This window comes from Enterobacter sp. LM3 (assembly GCF_046622475.1).
Lineage (GTDB): Bacteria > Pseudomonadota > Gammaproteobacteria > Enterobacterales > Enterobacteriaceae > Enterobacter > Enterobacter cloacae_P.
In genome coordinates this window covers 120,849-139,286 of sequence record NZ_JBJURN010000003.1, presented here as the reverse complement: position 1 = coordinate 139,286, position 18,438 = coordinate 120,849, and the positions used below count along the sequence as shown (strand labels likewise).

Sequence of the window (18,438 nt, the reverse complement as noted above, 5' to 3'; positions counted from 1 at the left end):
ACATGGCAGTAACTTTTTCGGACGTATGCGCCGTGGTGCCGGCTGCGGGTTTTGGCCGGCGCATGCAGACAGAATGTCCCAAGCAATACCTTTCTATTGGTGATAAAACGATCCTTGAGCACTCCGTGGCGGCGCTGCTGGCGCATCCACGGGTGACGCGCGTGGTCATCGCCATCAGCCCGGGTGATGCCCGTTTCGCGCAACTGCCGCTGGCAAATCATCCTCAGATAACGGTTGTTGATGGTGGTGCCGAGCGCGCCGACTCCGTGCTGGCGGGCACTCAGGCTGCCAAAGATGCGCAGTGGGTTCTGGTGCACGATGCCGCACGTCCGTGCCTGCACCAGGATGACCTGGCGCGCCTGTTGGCAATTAGCGAAACCAGCAAGGTGGGCGGCATTCTGGCTGCACCCGTGCGCGACACCATGAAGCGTGCCGAACCGGGCAAACTGGCCATTGCTCATACCGTTGAGCGCGTCGATTTATGGCACGCGCTGACGCCACAATTTTTCCCCCGCGAGTTACTCCACAACTGCTTAACGCGTGCGCTTAAAGAAGGTGCGACCATTACGGACGAAGCCTCGGCGCTGGAGTATTGCGGTTTTCATCCTGAGCTTGTTGAAGGGCGCGCTGATAATATAAAAGTGACGCGCCCGGAAGATTTACAGCTTGCGGAATTCTATCTTACCCGTTCGACCCATCAGGAGAAGGCATAATGCGAATTGGACACGGTTTTGATGTACACGCCTTTGGCGGAGAAGGCCCAATTATCATTGGCGGCGTACGCATTCCTTATGAAAAAGGTCTGCTGGCGCATTCTGATGGCGACGTGGCGCTGCATGCCTTAACCGACGCGCTGCTCGGAGCTGCCGCGCTGGGTGATATCGGCAAGCTGTTCCCGGACACCGACCCGGCGTTTAAAGGGGCTGACAGCCGTGCGCTGCTGCGCGAAGCCTGGCATCGTATTCAGGCTAAAGGTTACACCCTGGGCAACGTTGACGTGACGATCATCGCCCAGGCTCCCAAAATGCTGCCCCATATTCCACAGATGCGCGTGTTTATTGCCGAAGATCTGGGTTGCCACATGGATGACGTCAACGTCAAAGCGACCACCACTGAGAAACTTGGGTTTACTGGCCGTGGCGAAGGCATTGCCTGTGAAGCCGTGGCGCTGCTGCTGAAGGCGGCCAAATGACCGATTTCGATGACCTGACGTACCTGCATGGTAAACCGCAGGGGAACGGCCTGCTGAAAGCCAGTCCTGAAGATTTCGTCGTAGTGGAAGATTTAGGTTTTGAGCCGGACGGCGAAGGCGAGCACATTCTGGTACGCATTCTGAAAAACGGCTGCAACACCCGGTTTGTAGCCGACGCGCTGGCGAAATTCCTGAAAATTCACGCCCGCGAAGTGAGTTTCGCCGGGCAGAAAGACAAACACGCGGTCACTGAACAGTGGCTTTGCGCGCGTGTGCCGGGCAATGCGATGCCTGATTTAAGCCAATTTGAGCTCGAAGGCTGTAAGGTGCTGGAGTATGCCCGCCATAAGCGCAAACTGCGTCTGGGGGCGTTGAAAGGTAACGACTTTACACTGGTGCTGCGCGAAGTCACTAATCGTGATGACGTCGAAAAACGCCTGAACGCCATCAGCGAGCAGGGCGTGCCGAACTACTTTGGCGCACAGCGCTTTGGGATCGGCGGCAGTAACCTGCAGGGCGCACTGCGCTGGGCGCAAAGCGATGCACCGGTTCGTGACAGGAATAAACGCAGTTTTTGGTTGTCGGCGGCCCGCAGTGCGTTGTTTAATCAGATTGTGAGCGAACGACTGAAAAAACCAGACGCGAATCAAGTTGTTGTCGGCGATGCGCTACAATTAGCGGGACGCGGAAGCTGGTTTGTGGCGACGGCTGAAGAGATGGCTGACGTACAGGCTCGCGTGGACGCCAAAGCGCTGATGATTACCGCAGCGCTGCCCGGTACGGGCGAGTGGGGCCCTCAGGGCGCTGCGCTGGCCGCTGAGCAGTCAGCCGTGGCAGATGCACAAGAATTACAATCATTGCTGGTGCGGGAAAAAGTCGAAGCGGCACGCCGTGCGATGCTGCTCTACCCGCAACAGTTGAGTTGGAACTGGTGGGATGACGTGACCGTTGAGTTACGCTTCTGGCTGCCGGCAGGTAGCTTTGCCACCAGTGTTGTCAGGGAACTTATCAACACGTCGGGTGATTATGCGAATATTGCTGAGTAACGATGACGGGATCCATGCGCCAGGTATTCAGACGCTGGCGAAACATCTTCGCGAATTTGCAGAAGTGCAGGTAGTGGCTCCCGATCGTAACCGCAGTGGGGCGTCTAACTCATTGACGCTGGAGTCGTCGCTTCGCACCTTTACCTTTGATAATGGTGATATTTCCGTGCAGATGGGCACACCGACCGACTGTGTGTTCCTGGGCGTGAATACGCTGATGCGCCCGCGTCCGGATATTGTTGTGTCCGGTATCAATGCCGGGCCAAATCTCGGCGATGACGTTATCTACTCGGGTACCGTGGCGGCCGCGATGGAAGGGCGTCATCTGGGGTTCCCGGCGCTGGCGGTATCGCTTAACGGTCATAAGCATTACGACACAGCGGCGGCAGTCACCTGTTCGATTCTTCGGGCGCTGAGCCGTGAACCGCTGCGTACCGGCCGCATTCTTAACATCAATGTTCCCGATCTACCGCTGAATGAAATCAAAGGCATTCGTGTGACGCGCTGTGGCAGTCGTCATCCGGCTGACCAGGTGATCCCGCAGCAGGATCCGCGTGGCAATACGCTCTACTGGATTGGCCCACCGGGTGAAAAATGCGATGCCGGGCCGGATACGGATTTTGCCGCCGTAGATGAAGGATACGTTTCCGTTACGCCGTTGCACGTAGATTTAACCGCCTATAGCGCGCATGATGTCGTGTCGGGTTGGCTGGATCGCGTTGGAGTGAACACGCAATGGTAAGCAAACGTGTACAAACTCTTCTGGAACAATTACGCGCTCAGGGGATCACTGACGAGCATGTGCTGGATGCGCTTGCCCAGGTTCCCCGCGAGAAGTTTGTTGACGAGGCGTTTGAACACAAAGCATGGGAAAACGTGGCGTTGCCTATCGGGCAGGGCCAGACGATTTCACAGCCCTACATGGTGGCACGCATGACGGAACTTCTGGAATTAACGCCGGAGTCCCGCGTGCTGGAGATTGGCACCGGGTCGGGGTATCAAACGGCGATCCTGGCGCATCTGGTTCACCATGTTTGCTCGGTCGAGCGAATTAAAGGTTTACAGTGGCAGGCGCGTCGTCGCCTGAAACAACTGGATTTACATAATGTTTCGACACGGCACGGTGATGGATGGCAGGGTTGGCAGGCACGAGCCCCATTCGATGCCATCATCGTGACGGCCGCTCCGCCTGAGATCCCTGCGGCACTGTTGTCCCAGCTTGATGAAGGGGGCATTCTGGTTCTGCCCGTGGGGGACGAGCAGCAGCTTTTGAAGCGCGTTCGTCGACGCGGCGGCGAATTTATTATCGATACCGTGGAAGCCGTGCGCTTCGTCCCACTCGTTAAGGGTGAGCTGGCCTGAGACTCGGAATTATCCAGGGTTATTAAGGCAAATTCAGCGTATGGTGTGGCGCGAAAGGTTCGAGCCATCACGGTTATTTTTAAGTCACTGGTAGTTAACACATTCCTGGGGGATAAATGAGCGCGGGAAGCCCTAAATTCACCATCAGCCGTGTTGCGGCATTATCACTGGTTTCGCTATGGCTGGCAGGTTGTTCAAATTCTGGTAACGCACCTGCGTCTGTGAGTTCCGTAGGCGGAAACAGCGGATCGGGTAACACGTCCAGCGGAATGTTGATCACCCCTCCGCCAAAAATGGGTTCCACGACACAGCAGACGCAGCAGATTCAACCGGTTAAGCAACCGGTATCGCAGCCAACACAGATTCAGCCAGTGCAACAGCCTGTGCAGACCCAAAATGGGCGCATAGTTTATAACCGTCAGTATGGGAACATTCCAAAAGGGAGCTATACCGGCGGCAGTACGTACACCGTGAAGCGTGGTGACACGCTGTTCTACATTGCGTGGATCACCGGGAACGATTTCCGCGACCTGGCTCAGCGTAATAATGTCCAGGCTCCGTATGGACTGGAAGTCGGTCAGACGCTCCAGGTCGGCAACGCCACGGGCACACCACTCACGCCGGGCAATACCGTTTCAGCGGCAGATGTCACGGCGCAAAATAACAGCGTTAAACCTGCACAAAAAACCACCACGGTGGTTGCTTCGCAACCTGTAATTACGTATTCTGAAGATTCAGGTGATCAGAGTGCTAACAAAATGTTGCCGAATAATAAAGGGACTGCGACTGCTGTCACAGCACCGACTACGGCACCTGTGGTTAGCTCTATCGAACCGACTGCCAGCAGTTCATCTACCAGTTCGCCTATCTCTGCATGGCGCTGGCCAACTGACGGCAAGGTTATCGAGAACTTCTCTTCTACCGAAGGTGGGAACAAAGGGATCGATATCGCAGGAAGTAAGGGACAGGCTATCATCGCGACCGCAGATGGGCGCGTTGTGTATGCCGGTAACGCGCTGCGCGGTTACGGTAATCTTATTATCATCAAACATAACGATGATTACCTGAGTGCCTACGCCCATAACGACACAATGCTGGTCCGGGAACAACAAGAAGTTAAGGCGGGGCAAAAAATCGCTACTATGGGTAGCACCGGTACCAGTTCTACACGCTTGCATTTTGAAATTCGTTACAAGGGGAAATCCGTAAACCCGCTGCAGTATCTACCGCAGCGATAATTTGACGGGGCATGCCAACCTGGGTGTCTTGTTCAGGGATCACGGGTAGGAGCCACCTTATGAGTCAGAATACGCTGAAAGTTCATGATTTAAATGAAGATGCGGAATTTGATGAGAACGGAGCAGAGGCTTTTGACGAAAAAGCCTTAGTAGAAGAGGAACCCAGTGATAACGATTTGGCTGAAGAAGAGCTGTTATCGCAGGGAGCCACACAGCGTGTACTGGACGCGACTCAGCTTTACCTTGGGGAGATTGGTTACTCCCCACTGTTAACGGCCGAAGAAGAAGTCTATTTCGCACGTCGTGCTTTGCGTGGTGATGTTGCCTCGCGCCGTCGCATGATTGAAAGTAACTTGCGTCTGGTCGTGAAAATTGCCCGTCGTTACGGTAATCGTGGTCTGGCTCTGCTGGATCTGATTGAAGAGGGCAACTTAGGTCTCATCCGCGCAGTAGAGAAGTTTGACCCGGAACGTGGGTTCCGCTTCTCCACTTACGCTACCTGGTGGATTCGTCAGACTATCGAACGGGCAATTATGAACCAGACCCGTACGATCCGCCTGCCAATCCACATCGTCAAAGAGTTGAATGTCTATCTGCGTACCGCGCGCGAGTTGTCCCATAAGCTGGACCACGAGCCAAGTGCGGAAGAGATTGCCGAACAACTCGATAAACCGGTTGATGACGTAAGCCGTATGCTGCGTCTCAACGAGCGCATTACCTCAGTTGACACCCCGTTGGGTGGCGACTCCGAAAAAGCGCTGCTGGACATCCTGGCCGATGAAAAAGACAACGGCCCGGAAGACACCACGCAGGACGATGACATGAAACAGAGCATCGTCAAATGGCTGTTCGAACTGAACGCCAAACAGCGTGAAGTGCTGGCACGTCGTTTCGGTTTACTGGGGTATGAAGCTGCGACACTGGAAGACGTCGGCCGTGAGATTGGCCTGACCCGTGAACGTGTCCGCCAGATTCAGGTTGAAGGTCTGCGTCGCCTGCGTGAAATCCTGCAGGGGCAAGGGCTGAATATCGAAGCGCTGTTCCGCGAGTAAGCAACCATTCGTCAAAAAAGGCTCGTCGTGAGACGAGCCTTTTTCTTTTGTGTTACGGCTGCGCGGTTTCGTGCAGCAAACGCCACGTTATCCGATCGCCTTCCTGATTGAGCACCGCGGTTGACCAGCGCACGTTGAGTGGCTGCTCCGGGCGGGTTTGCGTCTCCCGATAGTGAAGCACTGCGCCGTTGTTCCAGGTTTGTAGCGTCGTTAATTCATCAATGACAATCTTCAGACCGGGACGGCTTCCGCGCTGACTGTCCAGGAAACTGGCAAGGGCTTGATAGTCGAAATGTGCCCCACCCGGTGGGATCATCAGAAAATCTGGCCGGAAACGGGTGAGCAGGGCGCTGGGATCGCCTTCACCTTTGCCTAACCAGTTTTCAAGCGCAATGTGGAGGTCGATAATTTCGTGTTCGAAAGGCGTCATGAATTCTCCTGTCGCAGCTGGGTTAGCACCTGCGTATTGTTAAGACGAAAAACATACAGTACAGGCAGTAAGGTGATACCTGCAGCAAAAATAAACATCCCGTGCCACGCGGCGAGCGGTGTCAGCCAGGCCAGCGCCAGGTTCAGCGCCTGCGCCAGCAACAGGGCTCCTGCAAAAAAGCTTAACTGCCGATTAAGATTCCACAGCGCGCTGGCATCCGGCATATCTTCCTGGTGCGTCGTCAAAAAAGCGCTACTCTGAGCCGTACTGCTGCAAAGGCTTCCGCCTGCGCCCATCAAGGTAAACGCAACGGCAGGTAACAGCATTGCCGAACTGGCGTTAATCAAAAGCAGAATGCCCGTTGCCTGCAAAAGGCAACCGAGGACAATCAGCGGCCGGGGTCCGATACGGTTAAAATAGCGTCCTGTCGCCGTGATGGCTATAAACGATGCCACAGACCACGGCAACATAAGCATCCCCGTTGCGGCTGGTGTCATATTGGCCTCGCTCTGAAGATAAAACATGCCCGTGACGTTCACCCCGATAAACATGCCGGGGACACATAAATAGACCAGCATGGAAAAACGTAAAAGCGGGTCCGTCAGCAAAGGCAGGTTTAGCAGCCTGGTTGCTTTCATCGGTGGCATTTCGTGTTTAAGCCACAGGCAGGCCAAAGCAAAGGTCACGATGGCAACCGGGAGCGTGGCGAAAAATATCCAGCGCCAGCTTAATGCCTGAACCAGCAGTCCCCCAATAGCGGGTGAGCAAGCGGGGGCAAGCAACGCAACCAGCATGACCGCTGAAGAGAGTCTGGCGCGCTCGTGGGGCTTAAATTGTTGCCATGTCAGTGCCTGTCCAACCGGGATCAGCAAACCACCCCCAATCCCCTGCAGCACTCGCCAGACAATCAGGCTCTCCAGCGAGGATGACAGGCCCGCTGCAGCAGAGGCTGCGCTGAACAGAAAAAGTGAAAGCAGGATAACGCGCTTTGGCCCGATGCGGCGCGTCAGCACGGTGCTGAAGGGGATCACCAGTGTCAGACCGGCAATGTACCCGTTACTGACCCAGGAAAGTGCTGAAGGCGTGGTGTTAAAGGCGTGAGCCATTGCCGGAAAAGCGACGCTGGCGATAAACATATTAATCAGATCAAGAAAAAAGCCCAGCAGATAGACAACTGCGACTTTGCTGCGATACGTCATGGTAGATCCTCCGGTGAGGAGGCGGATCGTAGCGTTCCTTAATGTGCTGATAAACACGACAAACTGAGATATTCTGTCAAAATTATTTTGACAGTTCTCAAGGCTGATAATGATTAATTTACAGCGTACGGCGATGTTTGTTGCGGTAGCGGACACAGGCAGTTTCACCGCCGCAGCAGATGCGATGGGGCTGACAAAAGCTGTCGTCAGTTTCAATATTCGCCAGCTTGAAGATGAGCTGGGCGTAACGTTGTTGCTGCGATCTACCCGTCGCCTGAGGTTAACCGAGGCAGGGGCGCTTTTTCATCAACGTAGCGTGGCGCTTTTAAAGGATGCAGAGCGATTGCGGGATGATGTCCGCGCAAACCATGCCGGGCTTACGGGGGAATTGCGGATCACCACTACGCCCGAGTACGGTTCGCAGATCGTGATACCTTTGCTGGCCGGGTTCAGCCAGCTACACCCGAGCCTGCGCATACGTCATGTCTCGTCGTCTCTGCATGCCGACCTTATCTCTGAACGCTTTGATGTCGCCATCAGACTGGGAACCCTCGCAGATTCACGTTATCACGCCGCATTGATTACCCACTTTTCCATCCTGCCCGTTGCGACGCCTCGTTGGCTGCTTGACCATCCGGTTGAATCGCTGGAACAGCTGGCTGAAGCAGACTGGATTATTCACGAGCGCCTGGCCTCGCCGCTGCACTGGCAGGTGAAAGATGCACGGGGGGCGTCAGCCACCCTGGAGATAAAAAAAGCACCGCGTTTGTTTGCGGACAGTGCTCAGGCGCTGATGGCCTTTGCTCTGGCAGGAAGCGGTGTGGCGCTACTTCCGGAGTGGCTGGTTCGAAATGCTCTTGATGCGGGAAAACTGGTATCGGTTTTACCGGGATACCGTTTTGCACGGCAGGGTATCTACGCGGTGTATCCTGATGCCCAGCATGTGCCTGCGAAAGTGCGGACATTTATCGATTTTATGCGCATGAGGGTTAATTAATCGGGGCGCATCTTTTTGATAAGTGCCGAAAACTCGCACCTGCTTTACTTTGTTAAGGCGTCCTGAAAATACCTCATCAACCTGATTGCTGAAGCGCTGAAAAAAGCCCGGTAAGCGTGAGCGCCACCGGGCCCAGACGACAAAGGACTAAACCAAACTCTTCAGCCGGTAAATCCACTCCAGCGCCTGACGCGGTGTCAGTGAATCCGGGTCGAGATTCTCCAGCGCTTCGACTGCGGGAGAGGTTTCTTCTGCAGGAGCCAGCAATGACATCTGTGTACCGTCAATCTGTGTGGCTGCGGCATTGGGTGACAAACTTTCCAGCTCACGCAATTTCTGCCGCGCGCGCTTGATCACCTCTTTCGGCACGCCCGCCAGCGCTGCGACGGCCAGGCCATAGCTCTTGCTTGCCGCACCGTCCTGCACCGTGTGCATAAAGGCGATGGTATCACCGTGTTCCAGTGCATCAAGATGAACGTTTGCCACGCCTTCCATCTTCTCTGGCAACTGTGTCAGTTCGAAATAGTGGGTTGCAAACAGCGTCATGGCCTTGATTTTATTCGCCAGGCTTTCGGCACATGCCCACGCCAGCGACAGTCCGTCATAGGTTGACGTTCCGCGTCCAACTTCGTCCATCAACACCAGACTGTACTCGGTTGCGTTATGCAGGATGTTGGCGGTTTCGGTCATTTCCACCATAAAGGTTGAACGCCCGCTTGCCAGATCGTCTGCAGCGCCCACACGGGTGAAGATACGATCGATTGGGCCAATCTCCACTTTTTGCGCTGGAACGTAGCTACCGATCCCGGCGAGCAGGGCGATGAGCGCAGTCTGGCGCATATAGGTACTTTTACCGCCCATGTTTGGACCGGTGATGATCAGCATTCTTCTTTGCGGTGACAGGCTTAGTGGGTTAGCAATGAACGGCTCGTTCAGCACGCGCTCGACCACTGGATGTCGACCCTCGGTAATGCGAATACCGGGTTTATCGGTAAAGGTTGGGCAGGTGTAGTTCAGCGTCTCTGCGCGTTCTGCCAGGTTTACCAGCACATCCAGTTCAGCCAGTGCACCGGCGCTTAATTGCAGCTCAGCAAGGTGTGGCATCAGCATGTCGAACAGCTCGTCATAAAGCTGTTTTTCCAGCGCCAGGGCTTTGCCTTTCGAGGTGAGAACTTTGTCCTCATACTCTTTCAGCTCAGGAATGATATAGCGCTCGGCATTTTTCAGCGTTTGTCGACGAACATAGTGGATAGGTGCCAGATGGCTTTGTCCACGGCTGATCTGAATGTAGTAACCGTGTATCGCGTTATAACCTACCTTCAGGGTGTCCAGCCCCAGACGTTCACGCTCGCGGATTTCCAGCTTATCAAGGTAGTCTGTTGCACCGTCTGCCAGCGCGCGCCATTCATCCAGCTCTTCGTTGTAGCCTGGTGCAATTACGCCGCCATCACGAACCAGAACCGGAGGCGCATCAATGATGGCGCGCTCCAGCAATTCGCGAAGCCCGGTAAACTCTCCCATTGTTTCGCGCAGCTTCTGTACTGGCGCGCTGGCTACGTCACCAAGCTGGGCACGCAGTTCCGGTAGCTGCTGGAAGGCATGACGCATACGCGCGAGATCGCGTGGGCGAGCCGTACGCAGTGCCAGACGAGCAAGAATACGTTCCAGATCGCCGACCTGGCGCAGCACGGGCTGCAGCTCAGTATAGCGATCCTGCAAAGCGGCAATGGTCTGCTGGCGGCTGGTCAGTGTATCGGTATCGCGAATCGGCATATGCAGCCAACGCTTAAGCATGCGGCTGCCCATTGGGGTAACCGTGTTATCGAGCACCGAGGCGAGGGTATTTTCCACACCACCAGCCAGATTCTGGGTGATCTCCAGGTTACGGCGCGTCGCAGCATCCATGATGATGCTGTCCTGCTGACGTTCCATTGTAATCGAGCGGATATGCGGCAGCGCCGTGCGTTGGGTATCTTTCACATACTGTAGCAGGCAGCCAGCTGCACACAGCCCGCGTGGGGCATTTTCCACGCCAAAGCCAATCAGATCGCGCGTGCCAAACTGCAGGTTCAACTGCTGGCGCGCGGTATCAATTTCGAATTCCCATAGCGGGCGGCGACGCAGGCCACGGCGGCCTTCAATGAGTGCCATTTCGGCGAAATCTTCGGCATAGAGCAGCTCTGCCGGGTTTGTGCGTTGCAATTCGGCCGCCATGGTTTCGCGGTCAGCCGGTTCGCTCAGGCGAAAACGTCCGGAGCTGATATCCAGCGTGGCGTAGCCAAATCCTTTACTATCCTGCCACAGCGCTGCCAGCAGGTTATCCTGGCGCTCCTGCAGCAGGGCTTCGTCACTGATGGTGCCTGGCGTGACAATGCGCACAACTTTGCGTTCAACCGGGCCTTTTGAGGTGGCTGGATCGCCAATCTGCTCGCAGATCGCCACGGATTCGCCCTGGTTCACCAGCTTTGCCAGGTAGTTTTCTACCGCGTGATGGGGGATACCCGCCATCGGGATAGGCTCACCTGCCGATGCGCCACGTTTGGTCAGGGAGATATCGAGCAACTGCGACGCGCGTCTGGCATCGTCATAAAAGAGCTCGTAAAAATCGCCCATACGGTAAAACAGCAAGATTTCCGGGTGTTGTGCTTTCAGCTTCAGATACTGCTGCATCATCGGCGTATGTGCGTCGAAATTGTCGATTGTGGTCATGGAGTTATGATATCCATTTCTTTGATAATATTACGCTTTGAGCGGCTCAGTGGCCGTTAGTTCCCTCTATTGTCGCATGAAAAAAAGGTGTGGCGCAGAAAAATGTCACGACTTTACGAGACGCCTTCCGGCATTAACTCGATGATGATTTTTCCATGCTCAACACCCACCCGAACCTGCGAATTTGTGGTAAATCCGGCTTGTTCAAGCCAGTCCCCTTTTAAGCTTAAAGCAGCATGCACGCTGTAATGTGTCGGGATTTTAGTCTTGCGGTCCTCGTGACGTTTTCTGAAATAGCCGACTTTTAAATGACGATAGGGTTTGGCGATAGCGATCTGTTGCATACGGTCTCCGGTAGATACGGGCAAAGTGTGTTTCTGATACCTGTATAAAATACCAGTAAAAGTCATGAGGGGCGGGGTTAAAACTGGAAGGCGTCTTCAGAAAACGAAATGCAACGACTGAAACCGCAAGGGATAAATGGTATTATAAATGCACTTTATTATTCGGTGACCCGTCATGTCTGATAAACGCATCGCACGAGAAAAAGAGACGATCGCCAAAATGATCGCCCTGTATGAAAAACGGTGCCCACAGGCTTCACAGGAAGAAGGGTACTATCAGGCACTTAATGCCTATGCGGATAAGCGTCTGGATAAATGCGTCTTTGGTGAGGAAAAACCAGCCTGTAAACAGTGTCCGGTACACTGCTACCAGCCCGCCAGACGTGAGGAAATGAAGCAGGTTATGCGCTGGGCAGGGCCACGCATGCTGTGGCGTCACCCCATTCTGACGATTCGCCATCTGATTGACGATCGCCGTCCGGTACCGGAATTGCCGGAAAAATATCGTCAGAAAAAGTAGTCCGTTACGTCCGGGAAGGTCGTATTGAACGGCAAATCACGGGTAACGCAAGTGCGCTACAAAAAGGAAATAACGCCAGCAGCAGCCAGGGGTAAATTGCCTGCGTTGAGGGAACCAGCGCATGATCCAGTAGCGGGCCGAAGAACAGATTCCCCGCCAGCACTGCGCAGCCCCCGGCGGTAGAGAGTGCACCATAGTGTGCCCCCAGCGTTGACGCTTCGGCAAAGTGTGGGATCAGGTCTTTTGCTGACGGTACGAGCAGCATTTGGCCCAGCGTTAACAGGGTCACAAGGCACACCGAAGGCAACAACCGTAACCAGCCTTCCGGCGGCTCTGTTGCGGCGAACAGGGAGACGCTCGCAAAGGCGGCGGCGAGCAGCAAAAAACCCACCGGTAAGATCCTGATGGCACCCACGCGTCGGGCGAAGCGCGCCAGCGGAAGCTGAAAAGCGATAATCAGTACTGAAGCCAGCATAAAGAGAGGACCGAGATCTTGCTCGCTGCCACCTGAACGCTGGATCTCTACCGGCAACGCCAGATAGAGCTGGTTATAGCTCAAAAGCCACGAGCTATAGGCAATGATAAAGGCGACAAAGCGCGGCTGGCGGAAGGTCGTCCACCAGGGAAGCACCTTTAGTACCTGTTTGCTGTGGGGTGTGGCAGGAAGGCAGAAGTACAGCACAACGAGCGCAATGACAAACACTCCAGCACCTGCCAGCGCCACCTGACGGAAGCCCAGCCCTGTCAGCAGCGCGCCGGCAACCGGGCCCAGGACCGCTCCAAGTTCACCGCACACGGCAAAAAGAGCAAACCACTCTGCCCGGCTCCGTTTTCCCTTTGCTTCGCTTTGTGTCCCCGTTTTTGCCAGCAGGGCTTCAATGGAGGGAGAGAACAGTGCCCCCCCGATACCCGTCAGGCACGCTCCCAGAATGATGGGAAACAGGGATTGTCCGCATGCCAGCAGGAGATAACCCGCCACGCGAATAATGCAGCCGCAGAGGATAACGATCTTTGCGCCATATTTGTCAGAGAGCGCTCCACCAACGATAAACATACCCTGTTGGGAGAACGTGCGTAACCCCAGCACCAGCCCGATAAGCCCGCCAGAGAGCAACATATCGTCGCGTAAAAATATCGCCAGGAAGGGAACAACTGCGTAAAAACCAATATTAAATACGAACTGGCTACCCAATAAAACGGGCGGCCAGAGCGTTGTAGCAGAACGCAGGGAGAACAGAGACATGCAGCCTGACCCTAAACGATAAAATGAATGTGCTTTTTGCCGTGGTACGGGGAGATCTCAATTTTGGTTTTCACCCTGAACACATCCCAAAGCAATTCCTCGGATAAGATCTCCTGCGGCGTGCCTGTGGCGACAATTTGCCCTTTCTGCATCACAATCAACGAATCACAGAACATCGAGGCGTGGTTGAGGTCGTGGAGAGCCACAATGCTGGTCACCGGTAACTCGCTGATCAGGTGCATTAATTGTATCTGGTGATGAATGTCCAGGTGGTTAGTCGGTTCATCCAGCAGGATTTCGGTGGGTGTCTGCGCCAGTGCGCGGGCAATATGCACGCGCTGACGCTCCCCTCCGGACAGGCTCAGCCAGCCCTGGTCACTTTTTCCCTGCATATCCACCCTCTGCAGAGCCGCGGTGACGGCCTCGTCATCATGCGTGCTCCAGTTCGAGAAAGGAGAGTGATGCGGTATACGACCAAGTTTTACCACATCACGAACCCGCATGTTGGCATCAGTCATGCTGTGCTGTTCAACGAATGCCACCCGGCGTGCCAGCTGTTTTTTGGCGATGCGGGCAATGTTTTGCCCATCCAGCGTCACGCTACCGGTATCCGGGCGACGCAGGCCTGCCAGAATGCGCAAAAGAGAGGACTTACCACAGCCATTGGGACCAAGTAGCCCAACTGTTTCTCCCCGGGAAACGTTCAGCGAGACATTATTGACGATGACCTTTTTACCGACCTTCCAGGTAATATTTTCAGCGGAGATACTCATCACTTATTCCTTGAGCGGTAGATAATCACGGCAAAGAAAGGTACGCCAACCAGAGCCGTCACCACGCCAACGGGAAGGCTTTGCGGTGCAATCAGTATGCGAGAGGCGATATCCGCCAACACCATCAGGACCGCCCCGGCCAGTGCACTGGCAATCAGCAACGTGCGGTGCAGCGGGCCGAAGAAGAAGCGCATGACGTGCGGCACAACCAGCCCCACAAAGCCGATAGAGCCAGCCATGCTGACGATAGTCGCGGTGATGAGTGCAGTGGTGGTAAAGAGGATCAGGCGTACCCAGGGCACGGCAATACCCAGAGAGGCGGCGGCATCATCACCAAAGGTAAAGGCATCCAGTGCGCGGGAATAGTAGAGGCAAACGGCAAGCCCAATCGGTACCACCACCAGAATCAGTTGAAACTCAGGCCATCTTACACCGCTGAAACTCCCCAGTAGCCAGAACATCACATCACGTGCCTGCTGAGCACTGGCAGAGGTACTGATGGTGTAAGCGGTGATCGCGTTGAAGAGCTGCGACGCGGCAACGCCCGCCAGAATGGTGCGTTCATTGCCGCCGCGAGCGCCGTTGGTCAGGAAGGCGACAAAAACAAAGGCGGCAAATGCCCCGGCAAATGCGCCCGCGGAGAGAGAAACCGCACCGGTACCAATACCCAATACGACCACAGAAACCGCACCTGTTGATGCTCCCGCAGAAACGCCGAGCACGTAGGGCTCAGCCAGTGCGTTCTTCAACAGGCTTTGCAGCACTGCTCCGCAGATGGCCAGACCAGCACCACAGCATGCCGCCACCAGGGCGCGGCTCAGGCGGAAGTCCCAAATCACGCTCTCGTAGATGCGGTTGAGGGGAACATCGGTCAGGCCGATTTTATTGCTGACGGTGTAAAAGACGTTTTGCAGCGGGATCGAAAGTTCGCCAACGCTGACACTCAGGGCAATGACCACGAACAACAGTACTGTTGCGAGCAAACACGAGGTGGTCAGGAGCAGTCCCTGTCGCGCCTGAATAACGGCCGTCGTCATCAGTTCAGCCCCAGTTTTCTGAGCTGTTCACCCACTTGTTCAGCCCCGTAAATCGTGCGGATTGTCGGGTTCATCGCCTGACCATCCATCACCACAATATGACCTTTTTTCACTGCATCCAGCTGGCTGACGGCAGGATCACTTTTCAGGAATTTGATTTTTTCTTCAGCATTATCAAGCGCCCAACGGTTACGATCCAGGCTGGAGACCACGATCACATCGGGGTTCGCGGCGATAATGCTTTCCCAGCCCACCGTCGGCCATTCGGTTTCGGAGGTGATGGCGTTATGTCCACCGAGAACGTTGGCGATAAACCCAGAGGCGCTGTTTTTTCCGCCTACGTAAGCATCAGCAGAAGGGGAAGAACTGGAGAACCAGAAGACAAAAGAGAGATCCTTTTTATTCTTACTGAACGTTTTACGCAGGTCATTCTCACGTTTTTTGAAATCGGCAATCAGTGCTTCGCCACGAGATTGCACGTTAAAGATTGCCGCGAAATCTTCAATCTCTTTATAGAGCAAGGTCATATTCCACAGCTTTTGACGGCTGCCGTACATATCACCTGCGGCTTTTTTGGTCGCACACATCCCCGGAGATAAATAGCTGTTTACGCCGACGGTGGCCAAATCTTCACGTTTTGCCACCTTGCTTTCTGGCCCCAGTAAGAGAGGGAGTTGTGCAGGAACAAAATCAGGGTTTTGCGCAAGGATTGATTCAAGGGTGGGGATTTCTACCGTCAGCGTTTTGATTTTTGCATTTTGTTCAGCCAGCTGCGGCAGAACTTTGGTCGGCCAAAACGCACTGGCGGTAATGTTATTTTGCAGGCCTAACAGCAGCAAAATCTCGACGGTATTCTGACCGAGAGCAACCACCCGCTCAGGGGCTTTAGTAAATGTCTCTTTATACCCGCAGTTTTCAATCGTCAGAGGGTACGTGGTTGCCAGAGCAGAACTGGCTGACGCAAACGCCAGGCTTAACGCGCAGATGATTTTTTTCATTAAACGCTCCCCGTCATTAAAATTATTTTTAATGTAAATGAAACTCATTATTAAGGCGGGATTTTATACAGAGGAAAAGATTTTGTGTCAATGAAGGCCACTTCACGGAGATAACACGGGGGGAGCGAAGGGCGGTGCGCATGCTGCCGCCCTGTATCAGACGTTAAACCAGGCTCTCTTTATCAATTCCCAGACGCTTCATGCGAGACAACAGCGTGGTGCGTTTCAGCCCCAGCCGCTGTGCCGCGCCTTTTGGTCCGGCAACCACACCGTTCGTCTCTTTCAGCACGCGCATAATCAGCTGGCATTCGTTTTCACCGTCCTGTGCCACGTCGGTTGCTATCACGGAGGTTTCCGGCAGAGAGACTTCCGGCAGCGACAGTTGCAATACGCTGCCGCGCGTCAGCAGTACCGCGCGTTCAATGACGTTTTCCAGTTCGCGCACGTTGCCGGGCCACTCCATCAACGAGAGGGTACGCAACGTCTCGGCGGGAATGCTGTCGATGTTTCGCCCCATCCGGCGCGCAATTTTAGCCGTAAAGGCTTTGACCAGCAGGGGGATATCTTCCGGGCGTTCGCGCAGCGGCGGCAGGCAAATCGGGAAGACGTTCAGGCGATAATAGAGATCGCTTCGAAACTCGCGGTCGGCGACCATTTTTTTCAGGTCGCGGTTGGTGGCGGCAATCAATCGCACGTCTGTCTGAATCAGTTTGTTGCTGCCGAGGCGTTCAAACTCCTGCTCCTGCAGGACGCGAAGCAGTTTTGGCTGCAGCTCCAGCGGCATATCGCCCACTTCATCCAGAAACAGCGAGCTTTTATCCGCCAGCTCAAAACGGCCCAGACGCTGGCTACTGGCACCGGTAAAGGCACCGCGTTCATGGCCGAAGAGATCGCTTTCCAGCAAACCTGCAGGCATGGCGGCGCAGTTCATCTTCACCATGCGACGGCTGTTGCGGTTACTTAAATTGTGGATCGCGCGGGCAATCAGCTCTTTACCCGTGCCCGTTTCACCCAGGATAAGCACCGTACTGTCGCTTTGTGCCACCATCTCAACCTGCTTGAGTACGCTGTACATCGCTTCGCTACGCCCGATAATCTCACCAAACTCGCTGTCAACGTTGTTGAGCTGCTCGGTCAGCGCCAGGTTTTCATCCACCAGCCGTTCTTTCAGACGGTGGATTTCCTGATAGGCCAGCGCGTTATCCAGCGCGATGGAGATACGCTCTGCGATCTGGCGCAGCAGCTTCAGGTTGGCGGTAGTAAAAACACCTTCCTCACACTGCGCCAGCTTCAGGACGCCCAGCATGGTGTTGCCGGACATCAGGGGGAGCAGACACAGCGTCTGGATGTTATTGCCCCAGATGTTAAACAGCATCCGCTCGTAGGGGGCCTGTGCATCCTGTTCATTGAGATTGAGCAGCAGGATCTCTTTGCTTTTGAACACCCGTTCAGAAAGGGTGCCTGCTTCATCCACTTCGCTCTGCTCGTGAGCCGGGTTTGCCTCATCAAGATAGTGCGTGGAGTAAATATTCAGTTTGCCCTTACGATGGCCCCGGAGCGCAATGCTGATGGCATCGATTTTGAAATAGTGGTGGATCTCTTTCGAGACTTCGCTGACCAGTTCATCCATGTCGAGCCGTGACAGCACGGCGTTAGTGATCGCCACCAGAATGCGGAAGTTGTCACGCTCGCGGCTCAGCAGGTCGTAGTCCACATTGTTACTGACGCGGCTTTGGATCTGCTCTGCAACGACGGCCACTATCTGGGTAAAGGTGTGCAGACGCTCATATTCCGCCTCGCTCCACGACTGGTCGGTATTGCGAATAAACTCGCAGCCACCGAAAATATGGCCTTCCACGGCCAGCGGCAGCAGGCAGTAGTGCCCGAATGGCGGATATAAATGGCTCTCTGCCAGCATCGGCCAGGCTTGTCGGAATTCATCAAAGTTGCAGTGCAGGGCTTCCGGGCGGGAAAGAATGCGCCGGACAGGGCCATGTGCCAGGAAAGTTTCATCTTCATATTCAAAGATTTTGCCGCTATCTCGTGTGGAGTAATAGCTCGCGCGATGGCTCCCGCTATGCCAGAGCACAATGGCGGCGCTGTCCGCCAGCGCAGATTGTCTGACCAGCCGCGTCAGGGCATCGCTCAGCGAGCCGAGGTCGGGCTGCTGCAAAAGTGTGCGCGTGATGTCAAACAGGCCTTGCTGTCCAAGATTGCTCATCGGTGTATACGGCATAGTGCTTTCCAGTAGAAACGGGCAAATATAGATAAATTCAGTGCTGACCGCTTTTGCCGCGG

At 54.8% G+C, this 18,438-nt stretch carries 18 protein-coding genes; 9 read left to right on the top strand and 9 right to left on the bottom strand.

What is annotated here, in order from left to right; all coding sequences use genetic code 11:
- Positions 1 to 2 precede the first annotated feature (2 nt).
- From ispD to rpoS, 7 genes are all read left to right on the top strand, one after another.
- On the top strand, positions 3 to 713 hold the full coding sequence (gene ispD, locus ACJ9N4_RS04795) for a 2-C-methyl-D-erythritol 4-phosphate cytidylyltransferase (protein ID WP_182918866.1): 711 nt from the start codon (positions 3 to 5) through the stop codon (positions 711 to 713).
- A complete protein-coding gene (gene ispF, locus ACJ9N4_RS04790) occupies positions 713 to 1,192 on the top strand; it encodes a 2-C-methyl-D-erythritol 2,4-cyclodiphosphate synthase (RefSeq protein WP_182918865.1) in 480 nt (159 codons plus the stop codon). The genes ispD and ispF overlap by 1 nt, the downstream gene beginning before the upstream one ends.
- Entirely contained in the window at positions 1,189 to 2,238 is a 1,050-nt protein-coding gene (truD, locus tag ACJ9N4_RS04785) for a tRNA pseudouridine(13) synthase TruD (RefSeq protein WP_182918864.1), read from the top strand. Before ispF ends, truD begins: the two co-directional genes overlap by 4 nt.
- Positions 2,219 to 2,980 carry a 5'/3'-nucleotidase SurE gene (gene surE / locus ACJ9N4_RS04780; protein WP_182272463.1) on the top strand — a complete coding sequence of 254 codons (762 nt, stop codon included), beginning with the start codon at positions 2,219 to 2,221 and terminating at the stop codon, positions 2,978 to 2,980. The genes truD and surE overlap by 20 nt, the downstream gene beginning before the upstream one ends.
- On the top strand, positions 2,974 to 3,600 hold the full coding sequence (locus ACJ9N4_RS04775) for a protein-L-isoaspartate(D-aspartate) O-methyltransferase (protein ID WP_182272462.1): 627 nt from the start codon (positions 2,974 to 2,976) through the stop codon (positions 3,598 to 3,600). Before surE ends, ACJ9N4_RS04775 begins: the two co-directional genes overlap by 7 nt.
- Before the next feature lie 116 nt (positions 3,601 to 3,716).
- Positions 3,717 to 4,838, top strand: coding sequence for a murein hydrolase activator NlpD (gene nlpD / locus ACJ9N4_RS04770; protein ID WP_182918863.1), 1,122 nt, complete (start codon positions 3,717 to 3,719; stop codon positions 4,836 to 4,838).
- Positions 4,839 to 4,897: 59 nt separating this feature from the next.
- Positions 4,898 to 5,890: an RNA polymerase sigma factor RpoS gene (gene rpoS, locus ACJ9N4_RS04765; protein WP_013098493.1), complete on the top strand. Its 993-nt coding sequence runs from the start codon at positions 4,898 to 4,900 to the stop codon at positions 5,888 to 5,890.
- Between the two features lie 52 nt (positions 5,891 to 5,942).
- Here rpoS and ACJ9N4_RS04760 read toward each other — a convergent pair whose 3' ends face one another.
- Both ACJ9N4_RS04760 and ACJ9N4_RS04755 read right to left on the bottom strand, forming a co-directional pair.
- Entirely contained in the window at positions 5,943 to 6,320 is a 378-nt protein-coding gene (locus tag ACJ9N4_RS04760) for a DUF4440 domain-containing protein (RefSeq protein ID WP_182272460.1), read from the bottom strand.
- The gene (locus ACJ9N4_RS04755; protein ID WP_196390428.1) at positions 6,317 to 7,519 is read right to left on the bottom strand and encodes an MFS transporter; all 1,203 of its coding nucleotides are present in this window, start codon (positions 7,517 to 7,519) and stop codon (positions 6,317 to 6,319) included. The genes ACJ9N4_RS04760 and ACJ9N4_RS04755 overlap by 4 nt, the downstream gene beginning before the upstream one ends.
- Before the next feature lie 109 nt (positions 7,520 to 7,628).
- Here ACJ9N4_RS04755 and ACJ9N4_RS04750 point away from each other — a divergent pair, with 109 nt between their 5' ends.
- Positions 7,629 to 8,516 (top strand): LysR family transcriptional regulator, encoded by an 888-nt coding sequence (locus ACJ9N4_RS04750; RefSeq protein WP_182272458.1) that lies wholly within the window; start codon positions 7,629 to 7,631, stop codon positions 8,514 to 8,516.
- Positions 8,517 to 8,663: 147 nt separating this feature from the next.
- Here the strand turns inward: ACJ9N4_RS04750 and mutS are convergent, their stop codons facing one another.
- Positions 8,664 to 11,225: a DNA mismatch repair protein MutS gene (mutS, locus tag ACJ9N4_RS04745; RefSeq protein ID WP_182918860.1), complete on the bottom strand. Its 2,562-nt coding sequence runs from the start codon at positions 11,223 to 11,225 to the stop codon at positions 8,664 to 8,666.
- Between the two features lie 113 nt (positions 11,226 to 11,338).
- The gene (locus ACJ9N4_RS04740; protein WP_182918859.1) at positions 11,339 to 11,569 is read right to left on the bottom strand and encodes a SymE family type I addiction module toxin; all 231 of its coding nucleotides are present in this window, start codon (positions 11,567 to 11,569) and stop codon (positions 11,339 to 11,341) included.
- A gap of 175 nt (positions 11,570 to 11,744) precedes the next feature.
- Between ACJ9N4_RS04740 and ACJ9N4_RS04735 the strand changes: the two genes are divergently transcribed.
- Positions 11,745 to 12,089: a nitrous oxide-stimulated promoter family protein gene (locus ACJ9N4_RS04735; protein ID WP_182272455.1), complete on the top strand. Its 345-nt coding sequence runs from the start codon at positions 11,745 to 11,747 to the stop codon at positions 12,087 to 12,089.
- A gap of 4 nt (positions 12,090 to 12,093) precedes the next feature.
- Here the strand turns inward: ACJ9N4_RS04735 and ACJ9N4_RS04730 are convergent, their stop codons facing one another.
- From ACJ9N4_RS04730 to flhA, 5 genes are all read right to left on the bottom strand, one after another.
- On the bottom strand, positions 12,094 to 13,332 hold the full coding sequence (locus tag ACJ9N4_RS04730) for an MDR family MFS transporter (protein WP_182918858.1): 1,239 nt from the start codon (positions 13,330 to 13,332) through the stop codon (positions 12,094 to 12,096).
- A gap of 11 nt (positions 13,333 to 13,343) precedes the next feature.
- Entirely contained in the window at positions 13,344 to 14,105 is a 762-nt protein-coding gene (locus tag ACJ9N4_RS04725) for an ABC transporter ATP-binding protein (protein WP_182918857.1), read from the bottom strand.
- Complete coding sequence (locus ACJ9N4_RS04720; RefSeq protein ID WP_182918856.1) at positions 14,105 to 15,142, bottom strand: FecCD family ABC transporter permease; 1,038 nt, start codon at positions 15,140 to 15,142, stop codon at positions 14,105 to 14,107. The genes ACJ9N4_RS04725 and ACJ9N4_RS04720 overlap by 1 nt, the downstream gene beginning before the upstream one ends.
- Positions 15,142 to 16,140 carry an ABC transporter substrate-binding protein gene (locus ACJ9N4_RS04715; protein WP_182272451.1) on the bottom strand — a complete coding sequence of 333 codons (999 nt, stop codon included), beginning with the start codon at positions 16,138 to 16,140 and terminating at the stop codon, positions 15,142 to 15,144. Before ACJ9N4_RS04715 ends, ACJ9N4_RS04720 begins: the two co-directional genes overlap by 1 nt.
- Before the next feature lie 163 nt (positions 16,141 to 16,303).
- Positions 16,304 to 18,376: a formate hydrogenlyase transcriptional activator FlhA gene (gene flhA, locus ACJ9N4_RS04710; RefSeq protein WP_196390424.1), complete on the bottom strand. Its 2,073-nt coding sequence runs from the start codon at positions 18,374 to 18,376 to the stop codon at positions 16,304 to 16,306.
- Positions 18,377 to 18,438 lie beyond the last annotated feature (62 nt).